23 protein-coding genes are annotated in these 22650 nt (G+C 61.7%); 10 read left to right on the forward strand and 13 right to left on the reverse strand.

The features are described 5' to 3' along the window. Positions 1-29 precede the first annotated feature (29 nt). The 3 genes from E2L06_RS14965 to E2L06_RS14975 form a co-directional block, all read right to left on the reverse strand. Positions 30-695 carry an AIM24 family protein gene (locus E2L06_RS14965; protein ID WP_138782410.1) on the reverse strand — a complete coding sequence of 222 codons (666 nt, stop codon included), beginning with the start codon at positions 693-695 and terminating at the stop codon, positions 30-32. Positions 696-764: 69 nt separating this feature from the next. Continuing rightward, positions 765-1073, reverse strand: coding sequence for a LemA family protein (locus E2L06_RS14970; protein WP_138782411.1), 309 nt, complete (start codon positions 1071-1073; stop codon positions 765-767). Positions 1074-1188: 115 nt separating this feature from the next. Further along, positions 1189-3117, reverse strand: coding sequence for an MASE3 domain-containing protein (locus E2L06_RS14975; protein WP_249361444.1), 1929 nt, complete (start codon positions 3115-3117; stop codon positions 1189-1191). Between the two features lie 177 nt (positions 3118-3294). Here E2L06_RS14975 and E2L06_RS14980 point away from each other — a divergent pair, with 177 nt between their 5' ends. Then, positions 3295-5313: an ATP-binding protein gene (locus E2L06_RS14980; RefSeq protein ID WP_138782412.1), complete on the forward strand. Its 2019-nt coding sequence runs from the start codon at positions 3295-3297 to the stop codon at positions 5311-5313. Positions 5314-5366: 53 nt separating this feature from the next. After that, positions 5367-5852 carry a pyridoxamine 5'-phosphate oxidase family protein gene (locus tag E2L06_RS14985; protein WP_138782413.1) on the forward strand — a complete coding sequence of 162 codons (486 nt, stop codon included), beginning with the start codon at positions 5367-5369 and terminating at the stop codon, positions 5850-5852. A gap of 78 nt (positions 5853-5930) precedes the next feature. Here E2L06_RS14985 and E2L06_RS14990 read toward each other — a convergent pair whose 3' ends face one another. Next, positions 5931-7325, reverse strand: coding sequence for an FAD-dependent oxidoreductase (locus E2L06_RS14990; protein WP_138782414.1), 1395 nt, complete (start codon positions 7323-7325; stop codon positions 5931-5933). A gap of 311 nt (positions 7326-7636) precedes the next feature. Further along, the gene (locus E2L06_RS14995; RefSeq protein WP_138782415.1) at positions 7637-8473 is read right to left on the reverse strand and encodes a potassium channel family protein; all 837 of its coding nucleotides are present in this window, start codon (positions 8471-8473) and stop codon (positions 7637-7639) included. 134 nt (positions 8474-8607) lie between these two features. On the opposite strand from E2L06_RS14995, the gene E2L06_RS15000 reads away from it, so the two are divergent. After that, positions 8608-9861, forward strand: coding sequence for a sodium:proton antiporter (locus E2L06_RS15000; protein WP_138782416.1), 1254 nt, complete (start codon positions 8608-8610; stop codon positions 9859-9861). 12 nt (positions 9862-9873) lie between these two features. On the opposite strand, the gene E2L06_RS15005 is transcribed toward E2L06_RS15000, so the two are convergent. After that, positions 9874-10278: a hypothetical protein gene (locus E2L06_RS15005; RefSeq protein WP_138782417.1), complete on the reverse strand. Its 405-nt coding sequence runs from the start codon at positions 10276-10278 to the stop codon at positions 9874-9876. Between the two features lie 84 nt (positions 10279-10362). On the opposite strand from E2L06_RS15005, the gene E2L06_RS15010 reads away from it, so the two are divergent. From E2L06_RS15010 to E2L06_RS15025, 4 genes are all read left to right on the forward strand, one after another. After that, complete coding sequence (locus E2L06_RS15010; protein ID WP_138782418.1) at positions 10363-11172, forward strand: winged helix-turn-helix domain-containing protein; 810 nt, start codon at positions 10363-10365, stop codon at positions 11170-11172. A 244-nt stretch (positions 11173-11416) separates the two neighbouring features. Then, positions 11417-11641 (forward strand): hypothetical protein, encoded by a 225-nt coding sequence (locus E2L06_RS15015; protein WP_138782419.1) that lies wholly within the window; start codon positions 11417-11419, stop codon positions 11639-11641. Between the two features lie 4 nt (positions 11642-11645). Continuing rightward, the gene (locus tag E2L06_RS15020; protein ID WP_138782420.1) at positions 11646-12185 is read left to right on the forward strand and encodes a hypothetical protein; all 540 of its coding nucleotides are present in this window, start codon (positions 11646-11648) and stop codon (positions 12183-12185) included. Positions 12186-12376: 191 nt separating this feature from the next. After that, a complete protein-coding gene (locus E2L06_RS15025; RefSeq protein WP_138782421.1) occupies positions 12377-13000 on the forward strand; it encodes a bifunctional 2-polyprenyl-6-hydroxyphenol methylase/3-demethylubiquinol 3-O-methyltransferase UbiG in 624 nt (207 codons plus the stop codon). A gap of 85 nt (positions 13001-13085) precedes the next feature. Here the strand turns inward: E2L06_RS15025 and E2L06_RS22000 are convergent, their stop codons facing one another. Together E2L06_RS22000 and E2L06_RS15040 are read right to left on the reverse strand one after the other, a co-directional pair. Then, positions 13086-14450 carry a hypothetical protein gene (locus tag E2L06_RS22000; RefSeq protein WP_249361445.1) on the reverse strand — a complete coding sequence of 455 codons (1365 nt, stop codon included), beginning with the start codon at positions 14448-14450 and terminating at the stop codon, positions 13086-13088. 135 nt (positions 14451-14585) lie between these two features. Next, positions 14586-14756, reverse strand: a complete 171-nt coding sequence (locus E2L06_RS15040) for a DUF1059 domain-containing protein (protein ID WP_138782422.1) — start codon at positions 14754-14756, stop codon at positions 14586-14588. A gap of 104 nt (positions 14757-14860) precedes the next feature. Here E2L06_RS15040 and E2L06_RS15045 point away from each other — a divergent pair, with 104 nt between their 5' ends. Together E2L06_RS15045 and E2L06_RS22005 are read left to right on the forward strand one after the other, a co-directional pair. Next, positions 14861-15628, forward strand: a complete 768-nt coding sequence (locus E2L06_RS15045) for a hypothetical protein (protein WP_138782423.1) — start codon at positions 14861-14863, stop codon at positions 15626-15628. 418 nt (positions 15629-16046) lie between these two features. Continuing rightward, on the forward strand, positions 16047-16223 hold the full coding sequence (locus tag E2L06_RS22005; protein WP_171052388.1) for a hypothetical protein: 177 nt from the start codon (positions 16047-16049) through the stop codon (positions 16221-16223). A gap of 203 nt (positions 16224-16426) precedes the next feature. Here E2L06_RS22005 and E2L06_RS15050 read toward each other — a convergent pair whose 3' ends face one another. Beyond that, complete coding sequence (locus E2L06_RS15050; protein ID WP_138782424.1) at positions 16427-16657, reverse strand: hypothetical protein; 231 nt, start codon at positions 16655-16657, stop codon at positions 16427-16429. A gap of 422 nt (positions 16658-17079) precedes the next feature. Between E2L06_RS15050 and E2L06_RS15055 the strand changes: the two genes are divergently transcribed. Further along, complete coding sequence (locus E2L06_RS15055) at positions 17080-17484, forward strand: pyridoxamine 5'-phosphate oxidase family protein (protein WP_138782425.1); 405 nt, start codon at positions 17080-17082, stop codon at positions 17482-17484. A gap of 22 nt (positions 17485-17506) precedes the next feature. On the opposite strand, the gene E2L06_RS15060 is transcribed toward E2L06_RS15055, so the two are convergent. From E2L06_RS15060 to E2L06_RS15075, 4 genes are all read right to left on the reverse strand, one after another. Next, positions 17507-18559: a deoxyhypusine synthase gene (locus E2L06_RS15060; RefSeq protein ID WP_138782426.1), complete on the reverse strand. Its 1053-nt coding sequence runs from the start codon at positions 18557-18559 to the stop codon at positions 17507-17509. A gap of 132 nt (positions 18560-18691) precedes the next feature. Further along, on the reverse strand, positions 18692-18907 hold the full coding sequence (locus E2L06_RS15065) for a hypothetical protein (RefSeq protein WP_138782427.1): 216 nt from the start codon (positions 18905-18907) through the stop codon (positions 18692-18694). 203 nt (positions 18908-19110) lie between these two features. Continuing rightward, complete coding sequence (locus tag E2L06_RS15070) at positions 19111-19878, reverse strand: Nif3-like dinuclear metal center hexameric protein (protein WP_138782428.1); 768 nt, start codon at positions 19876-19878, stop codon at positions 19111-19113. Between the two features lie 179 nt (positions 19879-20057). Next, the gene (locus tag E2L06_RS15075; RefSeq protein WP_138782429.1) at positions 20058-22529 is read right to left on the reverse strand and encodes a cbb3-type cytochrome c oxidase subunit I; all 2472 of its coding nucleotides are present in this window, start codon (positions 22527-22529) and stop codon (positions 20058-20060) included. Positions 22530-22650 lie beyond the last annotated feature (121 nt).

A 22650-nucleotide genomic window follows, 5' to 3' on the forward strand; every position in this document is an offset into this window, starting at 1 on the left:
GTCGTCCGTCGCAGTGGCCGTCGTGCCTGCTACTGCTGTGGCCCGCGTTCCTCGAAGGGCTGGACGACCACGAATCCCTCCGATCCCGTAAACTCGAGCTGGTAGCTCTCGTCGGAGGACTGGCCGATCATATTCGAGAGCGAGGTGTCGACGTGACTGCCCGGCGTCGTCTCGCTCCAGGCGACGGTCGCGCTGGGATCGGTTCTGACCGGCGGTTGCAAGACGAGCGGCTCGCCGTGGGTCGTGATCGCGACGGTGCCCGGCCCCTCGAGAAAGACGTTCGTCAGCCCGCCGGCAGAAAAGCCCGCGATGCTCTCGACGGTTCGGATCTCGTAGGTGACGCTCGACTCGAACGCGAGGACGTCATTGCCGTTGACCGAGATCGACTGCCCGGCGTCGAGCTCGAGAAGCTGGATCTTCTTCTCTTGATCAGCGAGATAGAGGTGTCCGGTCCCGGTGGCCTCCATTACCGGTGTTCCCTCGCCAGTTGCCTTCTCCTTGAGAAAGCCCGTAATGCCGCCTTCCGCGGAGGATTTCCCCTCGAAGGAGATGTCCCCGTCGTAGGCGATCATCGAGCCGGCTTTCGCGATGACGGAGCCGTCGAGATCGATGTCCAGTAGCTTGTCGTTCTCGAGTTGAAACGTCTCCCCGCCAGCTTTCGGTTCGTTCGCGGTAACGAATTCGTCGACGTTCATGATGAGCGAGCCGGATGGCTCTACCGGCTAGTAAACGCAAGCAGCCAAATAGTTATGTATGTTTAAATTTCAAGTTGCCGTGACTGCCGAGCGTCGTCTCGCTCCATCGGGTGACTGGGCTTCGATTGCGCCCTCGAGTGCGTCGACGATTCCCGCGAGCAGGTCCCGTTCGTGGGCGACGTGTTCGTTGGTCAGGTCGACGAGTTGTTCGAGTTCGCTCCGGCGGCGCTCGAGTAAGACCTCGACGTCGGCCCAGGTATTCTCACAGCGCTCGTTGGCTTCCATGACTCGCGCCTGTGCGTGTCCGAGATAGCGGACGACGCTGTAGCCGACAAGGAGGGGCCCGAACCCGACGACGACCGTCCCGAAGAGACTCATTCGGTTTCCGATAATTCGATCGGACTGAATTGTAGTTTTTGTTTCACGATCGGCGGAAGTCGTGGATCGCCGAGAGGTGTCGTCTGCCGTGGCGAACGTGATCGACACGGCGCTGTCACCGAGAAGCAGTCACCTGGGACGGATCGTGACGATCGGCCATAGTCCGGTTTCGAGGGACGACGAGCGTGACGACGCTGCCCCGGGAATCGGCGTCCTCGAATCGAATCGTCCCGCCGGCTTTCGTGACGATGTGGTCGACGAGCCACAGTCCCAGCCCGTTGCTATGGAGTAACGCGTCGATCTCCGCGTCCCCAGCGATGATCTGCCGTTCCGCGACTGGAATCCCCGGACCGTCGTCTTCGACGCGGATTTCGACTGTCTGCTCCCGAGAACGGGCACTGATCGCCACCGCAGGTGTTCCCTCCCGAGTGTGCACGATGGCGTTCTCGACGACTTCCGTGATCGCCTGCTCGAGCTCCGGCAGCGTCCGGAGTTCGAGGTCGGCCGGGATGTCGACGGTGACGTCGGCCTGCGGATACTGCTGTTCGAGTTGGCTCACGATCTCGTCGACGACGGCTGGCAGCTCGAGCGTCGTTGCCGTCGGCGGCGTCGACAGGAGCTGGACGATCTCGCGTTGCTTGTCGGTCTGGGCGAGCAATTGATCGCTCGCGTCGACGATGCGAGCAGCCATCGACGCGATGTCGTCGTTATTGGTGTCGTCGGACCGCTCGTGGATCATCTCGGCGTTGCCCGCGATCACGTTCATCTCGTTGCGGATATTGTGCCGAAGGACGCGAGCGAGCACCTGGAGCTGTGTGACGCTCTGGTGGAGATCGGTCTCCAGTTGTCGCTGGTATGCCTTCTGGTCGGTGATGTCGTCGTGGATCGCGACGAAGTTCTGGATCGCGCCGTCCTCGGCGAAGATCGGCGCGATCGTCTGGTGGATCACGTAGCGGTCGCCGTCTCGGCGCTCGTTGACGATCTCGCCCTCCCAGACGTCCCCCGCGAGAATCGTCGACCACAGCTCGTCGTAGAACGGTTCGTCGTGCTCGCCGGATTTGAGGAGTTTGGGGTTTCGTCCGCGGGCGTCGACCGCCGAGTACCCCGTCATCGCCTCCCACGCATCGTTGACGTACTGAATTGTGCCCTCTCGATCCGTAATCAGGACGGCGTGGCCCGAGTAGTCGGCCGCTTTTTTGAATTTGCGGGCTTCAGCTTCACGCTGTGCAAGCGTCCGATAGAGCGTCTTCTGTGGCTCTTTGATCCCAACCTTCACGACAGACAGGTAGATCAGATAGAACGAGGCGAACTTGAGGAGATGGCCGATGGCGTTGGAAAGCCCGTACACGTCGATGTAGACGGTAAAGGCGACCTCCGCGCCCATCGTCAGCAGTATCGAGCCGGCGAGAAACTGGAAGATACGCCGGTTGAACGTCTCTCGTTGGCTGTACAGGAGACCGAGACTGGCCGCAAAGAGAGCGATAACGACGTATTCGCTGCCGATCTTGGCTCGCGTCAGGCCGCTTCCCTCGACGTACATCTGTGGGAACCAGTCGACGACGAAGATCGAACCGAGTCCGAAGCCGACGACGGCAGCATAGCCCGTCACTAGCACAAACAGCCTCTCTCCGGTCCACTCGAGGTCGTCTCGCTCACCGACGACGAGGCCGACGATCCCCGCAGCCAAAAGCGAGCCTGCCTCGAGATATCGCCCCAGGACCCAGAGCTGTGTCGGCAGATTCGGGCCAGTATCGGGGAAGACCCCCATGCCTTTGTACGCGAGGACGTGGAGCAGGTCCACGCCGGCGACGAACAGATAGCTGACGCCGAGAACTACCAGAAACGACCGATCGAGCTCTTCGCGTGCGTTCCAGGTGATGAGGAACACGACGGCAGCGATGAGAATGCTACCCAGTTCGGCGAGGCTATGAAAGAGCAGGTAGTTCCGCAGCTGGACGAGATACAGCGCACTGACGCCACCGGCCACGCCGACGAGCGCACCCACGTGTGTCCGCCACCGGAACACCATGCTACTGACAGCCACCTGTACTCATCCCCGTCCCAGTATATCGTTATAAGAACATCGGCTGGCGTCCGCAGCGACAATTCGGATCGCAGTGTCGCGTCTTCGGTTGAGCCAGTGGGCTGCTGAGTACCGTCGAAGACGCAGTTGTCGAGCGAAATCAGTACTTTCACTGTCCAAACGACGAACACACACTCGATGAAGACCAAGCGTCTGTTTCTTCTCCTCATCGCGCTTATTGCAGTGGTTCTCTCTGTCTCCGTCGTCGTCGGGTTTCAATATCACAAGGACTCCCTCTACACCCACGAGCAAGAGGAGCTCGACCACGCGACGGTCCACATCCAGTCCGAACTCGACGGACAACTCGATGCACTCCAGCGAACCACCGAGATCGGAGCGACGAACCCGGAACTGACACGCCACGGAAGCGCGTCCCAGCGACGGACCCTCGAGACGTTCGTCGAGCGGTCGTCGTTTGCCGGCGCGTCGGTCATCGACGCCAACGGGACGATGACGGCGATCGTCGCCGACTCCGGCCAGCCGGAGGACACCGTCGGTGACGATTTCGGTGATCGCGTCTACTTCCAGCGTGCGATGGCGGGCGAGACCTACGTGAGCGACCCCATCGAAGCCGACTCCGGTAACTACATCCTGACGATCAGTACGCCGCTGTACGAGAACGAGACCCGCGTTGGGACGCTCAACGCGGCGTTTCACTTAGAGCACGGAGACTTCTTCCCGCAGTTTACCGCCACGCTCGAGGACCGGCAGGGGTTGACGATCGAGTCACAGTCCGGCGAGCCCATCTATACGACCGCCCCGTCGCCGAACACCGACCTGATAGAACGGCAGACGACGCTCTCGGAGACCGGCTGGACGATCACCGTCAGTGAGAGTCGGATTCCGATACAGGAGCGGAGCCGGGAACTCTCCATGCTTCAGGGTAGCGCGCTCGTGTTCGTGCTCGGCACGCTCTCCCTGTTCGGGTGGTGGGTTTACCGGCGGAACCTCGCACAACTCGAGGGATTGCTCGACGGCTTCGAAGGAATCGAAAACCAGGAGTATCAGACACGGATCTCGCTCGACGGTGCCGACGAGTGGCAGCGCATCGAGCACGGATTCAACCAGCTGAGCCGGACGCTCGAGGGGCACATGCGCGAACGACGACAGCGTGAACGGGCTCTCGAGCGCTACGAACGACTCGTCGAGAACCTCCCAGTTGGCGTGTATCAGAACACGGCAGGCCCAGACGGGGAGTTCGTCTTACTAAACGACGCAATGGTCGACCTGTTCGACGCTGACTCCAAGACCGATCTCAAGTCACACACCGTCAGTGATCTGTACCACGACCCTGCCGATCGAGAGCAGTTCAGCGACCGGCTCGCCGACCGCGGCGTCGTGAAAGGCGAAGAGCTCCGGCTACAGACGCTCGAGGGCAAGGAGCTGTGGGGAAGCGTCACCGCGATCGCCAGAGAGATCGAAGGGGACATCGTCTTCGACGGAGCCATCCAGGACGTGACCACACGAAAGCGGTACGAACAGCGACTCGAGGACCAGCGTGACAACCTCGAGACGTTGAATCAGGTGCTGCGCCACGACGTTCGCAACGACCTACAGATCGTGCTGGCCTATGCGGATCTGCTGGCCGACCACGTCGAGGAAGACAGCGACGCGAGAGACAATCTCGAGACGCTCCGGGACAGTGCGTCGCAAGCAGTCGACCTGACGGAGACGGCCCGAGAGATGGCCGACGTGATGCTTACGGACGCCGACGACCGGCGACAGCTGTCCCTGTCTCCCGTCATCACGGACGTCGTCGAGGACGTCCGGTCACAGTACGCCAACGCGGACGTCACCATCGAGGGGAGGGTGCCCGAGACGGCGGTCCTGGCAAACGAGATGGTCGAATCCGTCTTCCGGAACCTGGTGAAAAACGCCATCCAGCACAACGACAAGGCGGCCCCCGAGGTGACCGTCTCGGTGAGCGACGACGCAGACGACGTCACCGTCCGCGTCGCGGACAACGGCCCCGGCGTCCCCGACAATCAAAAAGACGAGATCTTCGGCAAAGGCGAACGCGGCCTCGAGAGCGCCGGCACTGGACTCGGCCTGTACTTGGCACAGACCTTGGTCGACGCCTACGGCGGCGATATCTGGGTCGAGGACAACGATCCCGAGGGGGCCGTCTTCGTGGTCACGCTTCCCAACGCCGACTAACGCCTCTCTCTCTGGGTCGAGCTTTTTCCGCCTGTGGCGCGTCCGTCTCGCGTATGCCCGAGTCCGAGCCCGACCCCGACCCAGAGCTCCGCGGTTCCTGGACCGAACCAGAAGTCACGGCCTTCTTACAGGAGGCGACGATTCCGATCCGGCTCGCCACCCACCGACCGGACGGCTCGCTGTGGCTCGTCACGCTGTGGTATCGCTACCGCGACGGCACGCTCGAGTGTGCGACCGGAGCCAGTTCGGCGCTCGTTCGCTTCCTCCGGCACGATCCAGCGGTCGCCTTCGAAGTCTCGACGAACGACGTCCCCTACCGCGGCATCAGAGGGACCGGCACCGTCGACCTCGCTCCCGACGAAGACAAGGCCGTGCTCCGGGCGCTGCTCGAGCGGTATCTCGGGGGGACGGACTCCGACCTCGCCGCGTGGTTGCTCGACGACGACCGCGAGGAAATCCGGATTCGGATCGAGCCCAGCGAAATCTACAGCTGGGATTACAGCGAGCGCATGGCAGACTCGAGCGAGGACACGGACTAGCGGTGGGAGAAAAAATCGGATTGCGGGACGATCGAATCCCGCAATCGAGAATCGAACTGACGGTGTCGCTCTGGCCGATCAGTCGTCGTCAGCGTTCGGCGCGACAACTTTCGGGTCGTCGGAGTCGTCGGCGCGTGGGAAGTGGCCGATCGTTTCCTCGCGGAACGCTTCCTCGTCGAACTCGTAGTCGTCGCCGAGGAAGTCGAGCAGGGTGTGGGTGTCTCGCATAGCGTTTTTGAGACACGTCGAGGCACCCGGCGACGGCGTGATGTTGAAGATGATGTCGTCGCCGACGATTTTGGCCTCGCCCATGTCGAGCGATTTGTTCTTCGTGTCGACGATCTGTGGTCGGACGCCACCGTAGCCTTTGGCGCGTTCGATGTCCTCGAGTTCGACGGTCGGGACGACCTTCTGGACGTGGGGCAGGAACTGCTTCCGGCCGACCTCGGGGATGTCGTAGAGGAGGTTCCGGAGGACGTACGGCAGCAGGATGCGGTCGGACAGGATGTTGGCGTAACTGAGGAACGCCGCAGCGTTCAGGCCGAACACGTCGAGGAAGTCTTTGACCGTCGAGATGCGGCCGCGCTCGAGCGTCGGGACGAGCTTTGCGGTCGGTCCGAAGCGGGTGATACTGCCGTCGTGGACGTCCGCGTCGCCGTGGACGGCCGCGAAGGGCAGCTTCTTCATCTGGAGCGTGTAGACCTTCCCGTTCAGGAGGCCGTCGTCGGTGTCCGCGAGGAAGAAGCTCCCGGCGATGGGCAGCAGGACCTTGTCCTGTCCGTAGCCGAGTTCCTTCGCCATCTGCAGGCTGTGCGAGCCGGCAGCGACGACGGTGGCGTCACAATCGAAGCGACCGCGGTCGGTCTCGATCGTGTAGCCGTCGAGCGTCGGCGTGATGTCTGTGACTTCCGTGCCGGTGTAGACGTCGACGTTCGCCTCTTCGCGGGCTTCGTCGACGAACGACTTCGACGTCTCGCCGTAGTCGACGACGTAGCCGTCGGGCGTCTGCAGGGCGAGCATCTCCTTGTTGGGATCGCGGCCCTCGACGACTTTCGGCTCGAGTTCGGCGATCTCGTCGCGGTCGATCGGCCGGAGTTTCGGGAAGAGGTCGCCGAAGCCCTCGTCCTCGTAGCGCTCCTCGAGTTCTGCGACCTCCTCGTCGCCGACACCGAGGACCATCTTGCTGCGCTTGGAGTGCATCTCCCGGTCGGGGTCGTGGTTCTCGAGATACCCCGCAAGGAGTTCTGCGGCCTCTTTGACCTCTTCGGCCTTCTCGAGCGTGTAGTTGGTCTCGATATCTCCGAAGTGGAGGGTCTGGGAGTTGTTGGTGTGATGGGAGTTGATCGCTGCGATCTCCGATTCCTTCTCGATCAGTGCGATCGAGTCGATATCAGTGAACTTCGCGGTCGTGTACAGAAGGGATGCACCACTGATACCGCCGCCGACGATAACTAGGTCGTATTTACCAGACATTATTGGGTTGTGTGGGTCGGTACTGCATACGCTCGACTCCAGACCTATAACTCATATTTTTTCGTCCTCGTTTTCGACAGTTGTCTACAGAGGCATCGACGGCTGTGAGTTGACCGTCGAAATCGTATTGAGAGCGGCGTTATCGGCCGATAACAGAGTTAATTCGATGAATTGTCCTGACTTTCAACCGCTTCATCGGTGGTGGTCGTGTTCCTACGACCCGGTGTCTCAAGAGGAGTCTACACACGATATCGACAGTCGACGTATCACGAAACGATCCACCGCGTGCGTACGTCACTGTCCGTGACGGTTCACTCGCTCGAGTCGTCCTCCTGGTAGATGACGTGGCCGCAGGCCTTGCAATGGGAGGCGTCTCGATCGTGAGCCGACAGCCCGCAGTTCGGACACGTGACGTCGACTTTGTCCCTGCGACTCCACTCACGAACGATCTTACTCGCCTGCCACGGGATGACGATGATCCCGGTTAGGATCGCCGCCACCGTGATCCACCGGCCGGCAGCCGTGAGCGGAACGATATCACCGAATCCGACCGTCGACAGCGCGACTACGACGTAGTAGAAGGCGTCGCCGAACGTGCTCACCTTGGGATTCACGACGTGTTCGGCGCTGTAGAAGAGCCCGGCGGAGACGAAAAACAGAACCAGCACCGTCAACAACAACTTCAGCGCGCGCAAGGCGTTGTCGGAGATCGTCCCGAAAAAGAACTCCGCGTCCTGCGTGAACCGATAGAACCGGAGCGCACGAAGCACGCGGACCGCACGGAGAAAGCCGACGTTGGCGATCGTCGCACCCGGCACGGCCAGCACCAGAACCGTCGGTAGAATCGCGAGTACGTCGGCTATGGTGTAGGGATCGGTAGCCTCATCGAGGCGATCTCTGGCACCGTACAGTCGCAGGCCGTACTCCACCAGGAACACGCTGGCGATGGCGACTTCGAATCGCCAGAGCGTCGTCTGCAGGGCCGCCGAGAGCGGATACGTCTCCGCAACGTAGACGGCAATGAACACGAGATTGAGTGCCAACAGCGCGATGTCGATCGCTTTGCCCAGCTGCGTCCGATGATCGAGCAAGTAGAACCGAACGAGTTCCCGACGATCGCGATGGTCAGACGACGGGTCGGTCGGCATTCGACGGAACTCTCTGAGGGCGAGCCATGTAGTCCCTCGGGTCCGCAACCGGAGACGCGTCGGCAGTCGCTATCAGTGCGACCGCGGCCGGCGTGGCACCGGGTATTACTCCCTTCGTCTCGAGTAAGTGAATGATGAGCGCGGTCCTCGAGTTCCTGTATCGTGTCCTCGCGCTTCTCACACTCGCGCTGGTGATCAGAGTCGTCGTCGATGCGTGGCTCGAGATTCCGTACTCGATCCTTCTGATTCTGGTCGGGGTGGTGATTTCGATACTGCCCATCGACGTTGGGCTTCGGCTGTCTCACGACGTAATTATGTCCCTCGTGCTCCCGATCATTCTGTTCAACGGGACGATCGAGTTGAATCGGAGGCTATTGCGCGACAATCTGACCGTGCCACTCGTCCTCGTCGTCGTCGGGATCCCGCTGGCAGTCGTGCTCCTCGGCGGGCTTACGAGCGTCGCGTTCGGGCTCCCGATCCTGATCTCGCTGCTGTTAGCCGCGATCGTAGTACCGACGGATCCGATTGCCATCCTCTCGGTGTTCGAGGAGATCGATGCGCCGGAGCGGCTGTCGGTCATCATCGACAGCGAGAGCCTGTTCAACGATGGGGTCGCGGTCGTTATCGTGAACGTCCTGCTCTTGCTCATCGCCGAACGACCGGTACCGACGGTCGGCCTCGAGATCGCCGGCACGGCCATCGCCGATATTCTCTTCGTCGGCGTTGGCGGCTTCCTCATCGGGATCGGCCTCGGATACGCCACTACGCAGTTCATCCACCGCCTTCCCGAACGAATGGCGATCCTGCTGGTCACTGTACTGGTCGCATACGGGAGCTACATCATCGCCCAGAGCGTGATCGGCGTCAGCGGGATCCTCGCGACGGTCGGCGCAGGCTTGTTCGTGGAGACGACCGCAGCCGAGGGAGCCAGCATCGATCGCGATACCCTCGAGTTCGTCCGCGACACGTGGGAGGGCGGCGCGTTCCTCGTGTCGACGCTGGTCCACGTCCTCATCGGCGCGCAGGTTCCGATCGCCAGCCTGCTCGAGCACCGGCGTGCGATCCTCGTCGCCGTTGCGCTCGTCCTGGTCGTACGGGCGGTGGCCGTCTACAGTCTGGTCGGCGTCGTCAACGCGATCGCCACGACGCCGACCCCGCGGAGCTACCAACACCTGCTCGTCTGGGGCGGCGTACACACCGTCGTTCCCATCGCGCTGGCGCTCGGGCTCCCCGCAGGGCTCCCACACCGCGAGTTCATTCAGGCGGTGGTCTTCGGCGTCGCGATAACTGGTGCGCTCGTCCAGGGGTTGCTGATGCCGACAGTCCTCCGTGTGACTGGAGTTCGAGAGCGCGCGTCGCAGGTTGGCCCCCCGGACGGCGCGGGCTGAGACGGACTCCTGTTAGTCAGTGCCGATGCGACCGCTACCCTGCGATTGCACTGGGACATCGGGACAGCAGACCGTATGACGCACCCGCGGTTCGACACTCGATCGGCGGAGCGACGGTACGCCCCAGAACCGAACTCGGAGGGCGACCAGACCGGTCACGCCGCCGAGCGCGACTCGGCCCGTTCGACACGTCGCTTGCTCCCGATGAGCAGCTTCCGTTCCATGAGGAAGTGTGCTGGTTCCCAAGAGGTCGCTGGTGACCGCGCGAAGCGGCGATCCCTCCGGGAACGGTCCGATCGACGACTGCCGCGGCTTCAACCGTATATGCGGACGAGCTATGCGGACGAGCAGCCGTGTCGCGTCCTCGTCGGTCGGTTCGATCACGTCTCGAATTCGCTCGGAGACTGTCCCGTTCATTCCGAGATGAGCTGGACGGTTCGGAACGCAGCCGGCGTGAGATAGCAGGGGCACAGCTATACAATTAGCACGCGTACGCCCACCATGATAACGAGTGCCACAGACTCGCCGCTCGACGACGTCGAGTTCCTCGCGCGGTCGGAACACCGCGTGGACGCGCTCGACGCGCTGGCCAGACGCCCCCAGAGCCGGACCAGGCTCCGGGAACTGACCGGCGTTTCGCGGTCCACGATCGGACGGACGCTGCGCGAATTCGAAGACCGACACTGGATCCGCAGGGACGGCCAGCAGTACGAGGCGACACAGCTGGGTGCGTTCGTCGCGTCGGGAATGCGGGACGTGATCGGCCGGTTCGAGACTGAGCGGAAACTCCGCGATGTCTGGCAGTGGCTTCCGTTCGAGGAGGACGGATTCACGATCGAGATGGCATTGGATGCGGTCGTCACGGTCGCCGAAACCGACGATCCGTACCGACCAATAAACCGATTCGAGTCGCTGCTGCGGGAGACGGACCGGCTTCGATTCGTCGGGTTCGATCTCGCGTTGCTCGAGCCGTGTCGAGACGAACTCGCTCAGCGGATCGTCGACAGGATGGAAACGGAGATTATCGATCCGCCGTCGGTGGCCAGGTACATCCTCACGACCTATCCGGAGCACTGTTCCGGCCCCCGTGAGAGCGGAAATCTCACGGTCCGATTACACGATGACCTGCCACCGTACGGGATCGCCATCTTCGATCGCCGAATCGCGATCAGCGGGCTCAATCCCGAGAGCGGAACGGTTCGCGTGTTGATCGACACCGACATTCCGGCGGCACGCGAGTGGGCGGAATCGATGTACGACTCCTGCCGACGCGAGTCTCAACCGCTTGCGCTCGAGACGACCGCGGAGTGAGTGTGCCTCCAGTTCGGACATCGTTTCATACGGACCCCTGTCAGTGGGTGCCGGTACATCCCCGAGCCATCCTGCGGATGCACTGGGACATCGGGACAGCAGACCGTATCATACCGTCGAGTGCGCCTGGCACCAGGTGCCGTCCGTTCAACGGATGCACGACGGGCAACGGCTGCACGAACGTCACGAGATGACTACACGAACCCCGGTCACGTATCCACGCTTGCTGGAGGGGAACCAAACGATGACGACAGACATGCAATCGGACGAGACGGCAGCGCTACAGGTAGCATGCGACACAGAAGTGTCGGGCTGCGTCTTTCTCATGCGTACCGAGGAAGACGACAAGGAACGACTGCTGGAGATCGCACGCGATCACGTGAGAGAACAACACGGAAAAGAGTACACCCTCGACGAAATCGAAGCCCAGCACGTAACCGAGGTCGCAGTCGAAACCGGGACAGGCTAAAACGATGGGTATGAATCGAGCGACGGCTGACCGACACGAGGCGGACCACGAACTCGGGCGCAGAGTCCAGACCGGCTCGCTCCTGATGGCGCTTGCGGGCGTCGTCTTCATCGGCTATGGCGTCGTTTTCCTCGCCAGAACGTTCTTCGGAAGCGGCTTCGAACTGGGCGTCGCGACCCTGAACGGCGTCACTCCGGCGGAACTCGATGCGGTCGATCCGGCCGTCATGCACTACATCAATCACCTCCACGTCGCCACGTCGGCATTTATTATCGCCACTGGGATCGCCATCACGGCATTGGCGTGGTACGGTGTGCGAAACGGACTTCTGTGGGCGTGGGCGACGGCGATCGTCGCCGCCGTGGTCGGACTGGCTATCGCACTCCCGATGCACTACGCCGATCTCTTCGCTCACAACTGGCTGACGCACCTCGGCCCGATCTATCTCGCAACGATCGTGTTCGTGGGAGGAGCCATACTCGCCTATCCGGGCGTTGGATCCGAGTCGCAAACCACAGAACCAAGCGGGAATACCGAGGCCTAGTGGCCTCGGCTCCTGACCAGCCACCTTGGCGACAGAGCGCCAGCCGGGAGACCTCGACACCCGAACAAGACCAAGCGCCACGTCCGCGAGCAACCGAACCGCTTTTTGCCTGGTACAGCGCCAATCCATCGCCGACATCAGCGGCTGCGTCGAGTCGACTAGACTTTAGGTGTGGGTCGGCAGTACTACACGTGAATTCTACAGAGGTCCGTCGCCAGTGGGCAGAGCGATCCGGCGAGTACTCACCGGAATATTACGCCTACTACGGGCCGGACGAGACCAGCGAAACGATCCGCAGTATTCTCGAGCGGTTCGTCGGCCGAGACGCAGCGATCCTCGAACTCGGCTGTAGTTCGGGCCGCCACCTCGCACACCTCCACGAGCACGGCTTCGAGGACCTGTCGGGGATCGACGTCAACGACGACGCGTTCGACGTGATGGCCGAGACCTACCCCGACCTCGCCGCCGACGGGACGTTCTATCACGACTCGATCGAAGCCGTCGTCGGTGACTTCGACGACGACCAATTCGACGTCGTCTACTCGGTCGAAACGCTCCAGCACCTCCATCCCGACGCCGAGTGGGTGCTCGAGGAGTTGCCCCGAATCACCGCCGACCTCCTCATTACGATCGAAAACGAAGGCGAAGATGACGAGGCAGAGTCAGCGGCCCCCGACGTGAGCTACGTCAACGACGACTTCCCGCTGTACCACCGTGACTGGAACCGTGTGTTTACCGAGTTGGGCTTACTCGAGGTCGAGGCCACGTCCGGCAAGCGAGATACCGTTCGAACGTTTCGCACGCCACAGGCGTAGCCCATCTGGTGTACGATGCGAGCAGTTCGGCGAGTGAACAGCAGTCGGCTGGCTGCGCCGAACTCGTGGATAGTCATCCGCTCGGTCACGCTGTCGAGACCGAATCGATCTGTGTCGCCTGTTCGGCACGCCGCTTGATCCCCGTGAGCATCTTCCGTTCCATGACGAAGTGCGCTGGCTCCCAGAAGAGGTAGTTGGTGATCGCACGAAGCGGCGACCCCTCCGAGAACGGGCCGATCGACGACTGTCGCGGCTTCGATCGCATGCGTGCGAACAGCCGCGTCGTGTCCTCGTCGATCGGCTCGAGGACGAACGCCCACGTCCACGCCGGCGATTCGCCGGGCGGCATGAGGACGAGCGCTCGCTCGGGGTCGAGACGCGCGACCGTCGGCGCGGATTCGGGTGACGAGCCGGGATAGTCTTCGGGTGCCAGCCTGATGGTATCACCCACCTCGAGTTCCTGGAGTTCCAGCACGATTCGATCGACGGTGTGAATGTCGGCACCGACGGCGTTCTCGAGCCAGTCGTAGCTGTAGAAGCCGCCGCGACCCTGACCGATCTGGACGAGCCACGGCCAAACTGCCTCGGCAGGGGCATCGATCTCGATCGCGTGGGTGACCTGGTCCGTCGCGCCCGGGAGCAGATCGTCACCGGGCAGGGGTGCCTGGACGTCGCTTGCAGGGACACCCCAGCGACGATGCCAGAGTCGGACCCCGAAGTGGTACGTGGCCGCGAGGACGAGCATGACCGTTGCGATGCGTCGGCTGCTCGGCCCGTTCGAACGGTCGCGATTGCCCACGTCGGCACTGGGCACCGTCGACCTCCGACTTGCCTGTCTCTCCGCGTCGGCTTTGATGCGCTCGAGTGCGCGTAACATCAGGTAGCCCGCGAACGGCCCGATGGCCCGCCAGTACCATCGGAAATTGCGGCGAGCGCGTTCGTCGGTCGTCGCCGTGCGCGCCTCGTAGGACAGCAACGTCCGCCCCTCACCGTACGGTCGGACGGAAAGACTGATCGCGAGTTTCGCATAGCCCGGCTCGTCGAAGGCTGCAAACGCCTCCGGCTCGATCTGTCGCCATTCGATCATCGGCTGCCAGAATTTTCCGACTGCACCGAAGACGAACTCCTCGCCGGGCGCGTCCTCGAGGTGCAGCCACTCGTCGGTCTTCGCCACGTCGACGAATCGCAGTTGTTCGGGTTCCGGTTCCCCGGAGACGCCCCGAAGCCGCTGTGACGCCACCAACGGGGCGGTTCGCAATCGCCCGAGGGTGCGGACGATCGGCCCGGTGTCCAGCAGATCAGCAGTGAGCATCGCGTCGTAGGTTGTCTCAGGATCGGTGTCCACGACGGCGTGTCGGACCACCGTGACGTCGAACTCGGGCACGTGTCGATCGATCAGCATCGAGGCGCCGGCCTCGGTCGACGCACTGCTTCCGAACGTGGGTCCCATCATTGCTCCGTGTTCACGTCCGGCGGCAATCGTAATAGAACGTGACCTGAGATCCAGTCGCGGTGTGTCAGCGGCTTCGTACGGACTGTTGTCAGTCAGTTTCGGTACGTCAAGAACTCGGGACAGCAACCCGTATCAGAGCGTTTCGATATAGGGTTCGATGTCTTCGTCGGAGACGTCACGCCCGTGGATATCCTTCAGATGAGACCGTGCGGCCTCGTATATCGACTCCTCGAACTCGCTGTAGACGACCACGTCGCAATCCGCGACGTCACGACACTCGAATCGATACCGTTCCGTGACCATGTGTGAGAGACCAGCGCAAGCGCCATGTAGCTGCCGCCCGCACGAGCGTGGGACGCCTACGACCGCCCACGCAGCATTTGTACACTGCTCACGATTGACAGCACATGGTGGAGACGGAGGCCGTGATCTCGACTCTCGCTGGTGGCGTCACCGCGCTATTCGCCGTCTTCCTCACGTTCTACTTGCGGAATCAGTGGCAGGAAATTCAGTCGCTGCGGGCGATCCAGACCGAACTCGAGCAAAACACCGAGCGAGTGCGTGATCTCGCCACGCTCCTCACGGGCGACTTGCAGCGCCAGCAGGTTGACCTGCCGATCGAGGTTCCCCCGGGAACGAGACTGGAGATCAGATACGTCGTCTCGTTTCCGAGTTCCCTCTCGACGACGGCGTTTGACCAGCTAAAGCACACTGGCATGTTCCTTCGCCTCTCGCCCGACGTTCGCCGTTCGCTGCTCGAGGTCTACGATACGATCGACCGGATAAATCGGCTACGACAGCACAGAGAGCGCATTCACTTTGACGATATCGGGAACGTCCACATCGTCATCGACCCCACCGAACTGGACATCGAACCGGACACGTCCGTCTCCGAAGCGGATCTCTCGGCGGAGACCCGACAACGGCTCTCGGATCTTCGTCAGCTGCGCCGCGCCATGAAAGAGGTGAATCGGTCGATTCTGCGCCTCATCGCGTCGATCGCCTCGCCAGCGATGATCGACGAACTCGACCTCGAGCCGTTCGTCGATCCCGATCGCGAGCGCGAGCGCGGCTCGAGGGCCGAGTCACCGCCTTCCGACGGCGTGGATCTCGAGGAGCTGCGATCGATCCTAAACGACGTCGAGCGGCACTCAGTTTGGTCCCGGTTTATGTAGGATAATTCTCTGCCACATCAGTGATGTTGTGACCCTGACGGAGGCTATGATTTATTCGCCGTGCTCCGACAGAGTCACATCACAGCACTGAGAGCAGAAGGTTAGCCCGCTCCCATTCGCTGCTTCAGGAACAAACACAGTTGCAAGGGCACCAAACGGAACGTCGCTCCCACTATGGATCTGTGGACACGTCGGGTCTTCATGATAGATTCTATCTTGATTGCCTCGCAGTTCGTAGGTACAGATGAAGTACCGCTTGTGGTTTATTTGAGGAGCACCCATGTCAAGATCGGCATCATTAAGGTCCATTCTAAGAAAACTTTCAGTAAATTGAAATAAATACCTAATGGCGTTAACTGGAATTGTCAGATCTTTCCTCACCTAATGTTTAAAATTCTCCACATCCAATCTGTATTGTGTGAGATCAACCGGAATCACTGCATCGCTCATTATCTGGACCGCAGCATTCGTCGGCATCTATGTGCTCTCCGCGATCCCCGGTTCGGCTAAATACAAGGCCACGATCGGCGGCCTCATGGTTGTTGCCGCCGTCCTATTCACCGCCGTATTGAGTCTTGACAGCCCCCAGCGCTAACCGGTATAATTACTTTCGAATAATATCAGTAGACATATTTGTCGGAGTGGGGAATATAGTGTCAGAAGTTGGGCCTCAGCACTCATAGGGCTCGTCACCACCGGATGCCGAGTCCGGCTCGGAGCGGGTGCATCGTCATCGGCCACGCGAGCGTAGGGCTGTCGCTCCAAAGACGGTTTGGATTCGACAGAACAGCACTCAGCTTACGCCGCTTCGTCGGTTCGACCGGGCGCAAACGCCGCGTTCCACTCGTCGACCAGATTCTCGAGTCGCGCCCGGTTGCGATGGGAGAACATCCGGGGGGCGCGATCGGTCGCCGTTCGCGGGTCCTCGAGCGGGGTCGTGTTCGTGCTCGCGGGCGTCGCTCGTGTTCGGTCGGGCGTCGGTTCGGGTTCGGGCTCGGACTCGGTTCGGGTCAGATATTCTGTGTGCATGTCGGTCGGGTATTAGTGTCGTCGGAAACGGTACTGGTCGGCAATGAACTCAGGCTGCTACGTGTACGACCGACATCTGTACACCCTCGTACCGCCCCCATGGTTATAAAAGTTCATGATAAATCTCATCTCGAGAGGAGGGTGTCAGAAACCAATCACCATGGGAGAGCGTGACACTATCTGGATCGCCGCGTCCGGACTGACGGGAACGCTGTGGCAATACTTGCGACTGGACGGACAGCGGCTGCGGGTGGAGTACTAACTCTGACGGCCGACTACCCCCACGGTTCGGAACCGCTCGTACGGTTTACTGGCACTGTGTACCGGTACACCCGCAAGACGATCGCGGGTGCGTCGGCACCGACTGACAGCAGACCGTATCAAGGCCCACGTTTTTTCCACTCGCCGTCGGCGATACCACCGTGTCGACCGTTCCACCGGAAGCAGAACGATTGCTCGAGAGCGAACCGGTGATGGCCCATCTGGGGACCTGCGTCGAGGAACGCCCTCACGTCGCACCGGTCTGGTACCGATACGCCGACGGCGTCGTCGAAATCGTGACGACAGGCCGAAAGCTGGCGAACGTCAGGCGAAACCCACGCGTTGCCCTCTCGATTCAGAACGACGAGGCAGGGCAGACACGCTGGATGGTGTCGCTACTCGGCACGGCGACAGTGATTGAAAACGAGGACGAAGCGGCTGCTGCTCGCCGCCGGATCAACGAGAAATACGGTGCAGGTCCCGACGCCTACGCCGAGAATACGCTAGTCCGGATCGAGGTCGGCTCGGCGACCTACCGGACGTACGACGACGACGCGGTCGAGTAGCGCTCGTCCGACTGCGCTCGCTTCAGTTCTCGAGTCGTTCGCGCGCGGCCGCGACGACCAGCGGAAGCGTGATCGTCGCGTCGGCGTAGACCGAGACGTTCTCGGCGTCTTTCTCGAGTTTGCCCCACGAGCGGGCCTCGTCCAAGGTCGCCCCGGAGAGCCCGCCGGTCTGTTTGGGGTCCATCGTCAGCTGAACGGCGTAGTCGTAGGCGTCGGGTGAGACGAGCATCGTCTGGAGGGTGAAGTTCTTCGGGACGCCGCCGCCGACGACGAACGCGGCAGCCTCGTCGGCGTGGTAAGCGATGTCCGTCAGCGGCGTCATGTCGGCCAGCGCATCCAGCGAGAAGTCGGACGTCTGGGAGTACATCCACGCTTGTAGGCCCAGCACGGAGTCCTGGACGGCGGGACAGTAGATCGGCACGTCGTTTTCGTAGGCCGCGGCGGCGATGCCGGGATCTTCGTGGACGTCGTCGCGCTCGTTCACCTCGGCGTTAGCCCGGCCGAGTTCCTCGACGAGTCGCTGGATCGAAACGATGCCGTCCTCCTCGAGCACCGGGAAAACCTCATCGCGCAGATGCGATTCGAACGTCGCGAAGAACTCCTGAGGGAGATAGACGTTGTAGATGCGGTCGACGCCCTCGTCGCGCAGTTGCTCGTCGTGTTCGCGTTCGGTCTTCCCTTCGGCGTGGACCTCGCCATGGTGGTGTTTGCCGCCGATGGCCTCGATAGCGTCGTGGGTGAGATTTGCGCCCGTCGTGACCAACACGTCGATGTAACCGTCGCGGATCAGATCGGCGACGATCGCACGCATCCCGGTCGGAACCATCGCGCCCGCGAGGCTGAAGAAGACGGTCACGTCGTCGTCGAACATCGCTTCGGTGATGTCGACGGCCTCGTGGAGGTTCGCCGCGCCGACGCCGGCCGAACCGTACTCATCGGCGAGTTCACCGACCGTCATCCCGGCTCGGACTTCGGCGTGGCCGATCGGATCGTGCGAGAAGGTCTCGCGGTCGGGCTCGTGATGGCCGTCCGCGTCTCCCTCGGCATCGCTGTCGTGCTCGTGCTCGTCGCTCATGGTCACGCATGCGCGAGCCACCGATTTGAACGTCGCGGTTCAGGTCGTTCCATCGCTCGAGACGGACGCAGAATCGCTTACTCGCGATGTCTACTCGATTTACCAACCGAGGTTCCAAATCAGAAACGGGAACTAGTCATCAAGATATCCCAGATCGCGTAAATCCGCCAATAATTCTTCATCGTCTACAGAATCAGCGACCGTTTCGTGCAGCTCGTTCTCGCGATGCTCGAGCACTTTCAGCAGTTGCCGCGCACTGTTGAGTTTGTACCTGACCTCCGGGCTGGTCGCTTCTTCAGCGGCTCCGTTCAGTAAGTGTTCGATCGTCTCTAAGGTCGTCGTTGGCACCGTATCACCAACGCAAAATACGAAAGCTATCGAAGGTAAATCCTCCTAATTAGAAATAAAACATTCAGAATATCTATACATTTATTTGATGATTTGGCCAAAAGAGACAGAGACTGCATGTTACTCGAGAGTCCCAGCAGGGCTCACAGAGATCCCGGACCAGCCACCGAGGTACCGATCGCTGTGCGTACCGCTGGGAGGAACTACAGTCCCGTCGGCACGTCGAGGAACGTCGTCTCGAGCCCCCACTCCTCGACCAACGACTGCAGCGATCGCACGCCGAACGTTTCGGTCGCGTAGTGGCCCGCGAGGAAGACGTGAATGCCCGCCTCCTTGGCCTCGTGGTAGGCCTTCCCTTTCCCTTCGCCGGTCACGAGCGCGTCCGCGTCGGCCGCGACGGCTTCCTCGAGCCAGTCGATCCCGCTGCCGGTGACGATCGCGACGTCGTCGATCTCGTCGGGGCCGAAGGCGAGGTGCTGGACCGGTTGACCGCCCGTATCGAGGGCGGCCTCGAGCCGGTCGCGCAACTCGTCGGGGGTGTCGAGATCGGCTGCCGTCCCGCGCTGGCCGATGTGTTCGGGGCCGAGTTCGCCGAATGGGACGCGGTTTTCCAGCTCGAGGACGTCGGCGACCCCCGCGGCGTTACCCAGTTTCTGGTGGCCGTCGAGCGGCAGGTGCGAGACGTACAGCGCGAGGTCGTGCTCGAGCAACGGCGCGAGCCGGTCGTAGGTCTGCCCGGTGACGCGATCGAACCCGCCCCACGAGAGGCCGTGGTGGACGACGAGCAGGTCCGCGTCGGCTTCGATCGCCTTCTCGAACGTCTCACGGACGCCGTCGACGGCAAAGACGACGAGTTCGATGTCGGCGTCGTCCGGGCCGACTTGTAGGCCGTTCGCGCTCGCATCGAGGTCAGCGTAGTCTGCGGTTCGAAGCTCCGCGTCGAGTCGATCGACGACGCGCGCAAGTTCCATAGCCGGCCGTTCGGCGGCGCTCTTCTTGTATCCGACTGATTCAGCGCCGACGGCTCGAGCATGCGTCGGTTCATACGGCCCGCTGTCACTGGGTCCCAGCGAACCCACGACTCGCCATGCGGGTGTGCCGGCACTGACTGACGAGAGTCCGTATCAGGCTGAAAAACGGGCCGCCCGCGCTACATGAGGTAGAACAGCGGGAAGAGGATGACCCAGACGATGTCGACGAAGTGCCAGTAGAGCCCGAAGTACTCGACCGGCCGGTCGTCCTCGAGATAGGCGTCGATGGTCAGGACCCGATAGACCATGAACCCGGCGATGAGCAAGCCGAGAATGACGTGTAAGGCGTGCAGGCCAGTCGTCACGAAGTACATCGAGTACTCGAGGTCGGTAAACCAGTAGATGCCGTGGGCGAACTCCTGACTCCACTCATAGCCCTTGACCGCGAGGAACGTGAGCCCGAGCGCCAGCGTCGCGCCCATCGACGCCAGCAGGCCGCGTTTGTTTCCGCGTTCGGCCATGGTCAACGCGAGAACGACCGTGAAACTCGAGGTCAACAGCACGTAGGTGTTGACCAGCCCGATGACTGCAGATGGCGGGACGGTTTCGATCTCGCCCCAGCCCGTGCTGAGTCGCATGAAGACGTAGCCGCCGATGACGGCTCCGAAGACGACGACGTCCGACGCGAGGAAGAACCAGACGCCGATTTTGGTCGTATCGACGCCCTCGAACGGCCAGCGTTCGGCGATCGTCATCTCGGGCGCGTTGAACTCCTCGCGGCCGTACTCGAAGAGTGTGTAGCCGAGGATTCCGATGCCGACGAGCGACAGCACGGGATAGAGGATATTCGGCGAGTTGGCAGCGTTACCGGCGAGTTCCGCCCCGCGTGGGACCGCGAACTCGGCGACGAACGGTGTCAGTCCGGAAAAGCCGAGGAACGTAACGAACATCCCGATCCCGATCCCGAACGGCCAGATGCTCGCGTGATCCTCGTGCTCGGTCTCGAGCGACTGGGTCTGTCCTGCCCGGCCGTGGGCGACCGCACCGCCGTCGGCCGCGGTCGCGTCGTCGACGAACTCGAGGTGCCCACTGGCGTAGCTGGGCCGGTTCGGCCAGTTCTCGAGCGGCGGGGGCGAGGTCGTCGCCCACTCGGCAGTGCGTGCGAACTGCCACGGGTTGTCGGGGGCGTCCGGCCCCGAGACGAAGCTCTTCGCGAGCGTGATGAAGACGAGCAGGATCGACAGGGCGAGCACGAACGCGCCGACGGTAGCGAGCTGCTGATAGATCTGTGCGCTCTCGGCGTAGTTGAAGACCCGCCGGGGCGTCTCCCAAGCGATGAACATCGGGAAGTACAGCAGATTGAACCCGACGAAGTAGACGGCAAAGCTGAGCTTCCCTAGCCGTTCGTCGTACATTTTGCCGGAGATCTTGGGCCACCAGTAGTAGAGCCCGCCGATCAACGCAGTAACTCCCGAGACCATCACGTAGTGGAAGTGTGCGACGACCCAGTAGGTGCCTCGGAACTCGTAGTCGAGGACGACCGCGCCGAGGAAGACGCCGGTGATCCCGCCAATAATGAACAACACGAGCGCGCCGAGGACAAACAGGAACGGCGTCGTAAACCGTACCCGACCTTTGACCATCGTATAGATCATCGCGAAGACCATCAAGTCGAAGGGCAACGAAATCCCGATCGTCGTCGCCATAAACAGCGTCTTGATCGGGAGGTTGATCGTCGTCAGGAACATGTGGTGCATCCAGACCAAAAAGGACTGGATCGCGACGAGCACCATCGCGATGATGACCCATTTGCGACCGACCAGCCGACGACCGGTGAACGTCTGAACGATCTCGAACATGATCCCCAGCGCGGGGAAGAAGACGATGTACACCTCCGGATGGCCGAAGAACCAGAAGATGTGCCCCCAGAGGAGACTCGAGCCGTCGGCCGTCGAGGAGAGATACTGGGTGAGCAAGAGCCGGTCGGAGAGCATGAGAATAAGCGCGGCAAGCAGCGCTGCGAAGGCAAACAGCATCATCCAGACGGTCAGCAGCGTCCCCCAGGTGAACAGCGGCATGTTCCAGAGTCCCATCCCCTCGGCGCGACAGCAGTGGATCGTCGTCAGGAAGTTCACCGAGCCGAGGGTAACCGACATGACGAACAGGGTCAACGCGAGGATCGTCGTGTTCCCGCCCATCGTCAGCGTGTAGCCGGGATTGTAGATCGGCACGTTCAGCGGTGCGTACATATACCAGCCGTTAGCCCACGTGGTCCCCTGGAAAAAGGAAAGCAGAATCAGAATTCCCGAAAAGAGGTAGAACCAGTAACTCAGGGCGTTCAGCCGGGGAAAAGCGAGGTCTTTCGCCCCGATTTGTAAGGGGACGACGTAGTTTGCGAAGGCAAACCCAAGCGGCGAGATGAACCAGAAGACCATCAAGAGCCCGTGGACCGACACCGCCTGATTATATTGGGTGTTCGTCAGGAAGCCGATCCCGCCCGCTTCCCAGAGGTGGATCCGGAACAGCAACGCGAGGACCCCACCGGCGACGAGCAGGAACAGCGCGGTAAACAAATAGAGAATCCCGACGTCCTTGTGATTCGTCGTCACCAGCCACCGCTTGATCGTCGTTCGTGGCGGGAACTCACTCATCGGTCGACACCCCCACGAACCGGGTAATGCCCCACACAGCCATCGTCACGTCGGAGACGCTGTGACAAAGCGGTTCGAAACACCGGCCGAGACAGCACCTCGGTACGCGACGGAAGCTCAT

The sequence above is a fragment of the Haloterrigena sp. H1 genome (assembly GCF_005938085.1).
Taxonomy (GTDB): Archaea; Halobacteriota; Halobacteria; order Halobacteriales; family Natrialbaceae; genus Natrinema.

Coding starts and splice junctions, on each gene's coding strand:
- E2L06_RS14965 (WP_138782410.1), bottom strand. CDS start 695: ATGAACGTCGACGAATTCGTTACCGCGAACGAACCGAAAGCTGGCGGG.
- E2L06_RS14970 (WP_138782411.1), bottom strand. CDS start 1,073: ATGAGTCTCTTCGGGACGGTCGTCGTCGGGTTCGGGCCCCTCCTTGTC.
- E2L06_RS14980 (WP_138782412.1), top strand. CDS start 3,295: ATGAAGACCAAGCGTCTGTTTCTTCTCCTCATCGCGCTTATTGCAGTG.
- E2L06_RS14985 (WP_138782413.1), top strand. CDS start 5,367: ATGCCCGAGTCCGAGCCCGACCCCGACCCAGAGCTCCGCGGTTCCTGG.
- E2L06_RS14990 (WP_138782414.1), bottom strand. CDS start 7,325: ATGTCTGGTAAATACGACCTAGTTATCGTCGGCGGCGGTATCAGTGGT.
- E2L06_RS14995 (WP_138782415.1), bottom strand. CDS start 8,473: ATGCCGACCGACCCGTCGTCTGACCATCGCGATCGTCGGGAACTCGTT.
- E2L06_RS15000 (WP_138782416.1), top strand. CDS start 8,608: ATGAGCGCGGTCCTCGAGTTCCTGTATCGTGTCCTCGCGCTTCTCACA.
- E2L06_RS15005 (WP_138782417.1), bottom strand. CDS start 10,278: ATGAACGGGACAGTCTCCGAGCGAATTCGAGACGTGATCGAACCGACC.
- E2L06_RS15010 (WP_138782418.1), top strand. CDS start 10,363: ATGATAACGAGTGCCACAGACTCGCCGCTCGACGACGTCGAGTTCCTC.
- E2L06_RS15015 (WP_138782419.1), top strand. CDS start 11,417: ATGACGACAGACATGCAATCGGACGAGACGGCAGCGCTACAGGTAGCA.
- E2L06_RS15020 (WP_138782420.1), top strand. CDS start 11,646: ATGGGTATGAATCGAGCGACGGCTGACCGACACGAGGCGGACCACGAA.
- E2L06_RS22000 (WP_249361445.1), bottom strand. CDS start 14,450: ATGGGACCCACGTTCGGAAGCAGTGCGTCGACCGAGGCCGGCGCCTCG.
- E2L06_RS15040 (WP_138782422.1), bottom strand. CDS start 14,756: ATGGTCACGGAACGGTATCGATTCGAGTGTCGTGACGTCGCGGATTGC.
- E2L06_RS15045 (WP_138782423.1), top strand. CDS start 14,861: ATGGTGGAGACGGAGGCCGTGATCTCGACTCTCGCTGGTGGCGTCACC.
- E2L06_RS15050 (WP_138782424.1), bottom strand. CDS start 16,657: ATGCACACAGAATATCTGACCCGAACCGAGTCCGAGCCCGAACCCGAA.
- E2L06_RS15060 (WP_138782426.1), bottom strand. CDS start 18,559: ATGAGCGACGAGCACGAGCACGACAGCGATGCCGAGGGAGACGCGGAC.
- E2L06_RS15070 (WP_138782428.1), bottom strand. CDS start 19,878: ATGGAACTTGCGCGCGTCGTCGATCGACTCGACGCGGAGCTTCGAACC.
- E2L06_RS15075 (WP_138782429.1), bottom strand. CDS start 22,529: ATGAGTGAGTTCCCGCCACGAACGACGATCAAGCGGTGGCTGGTGACG.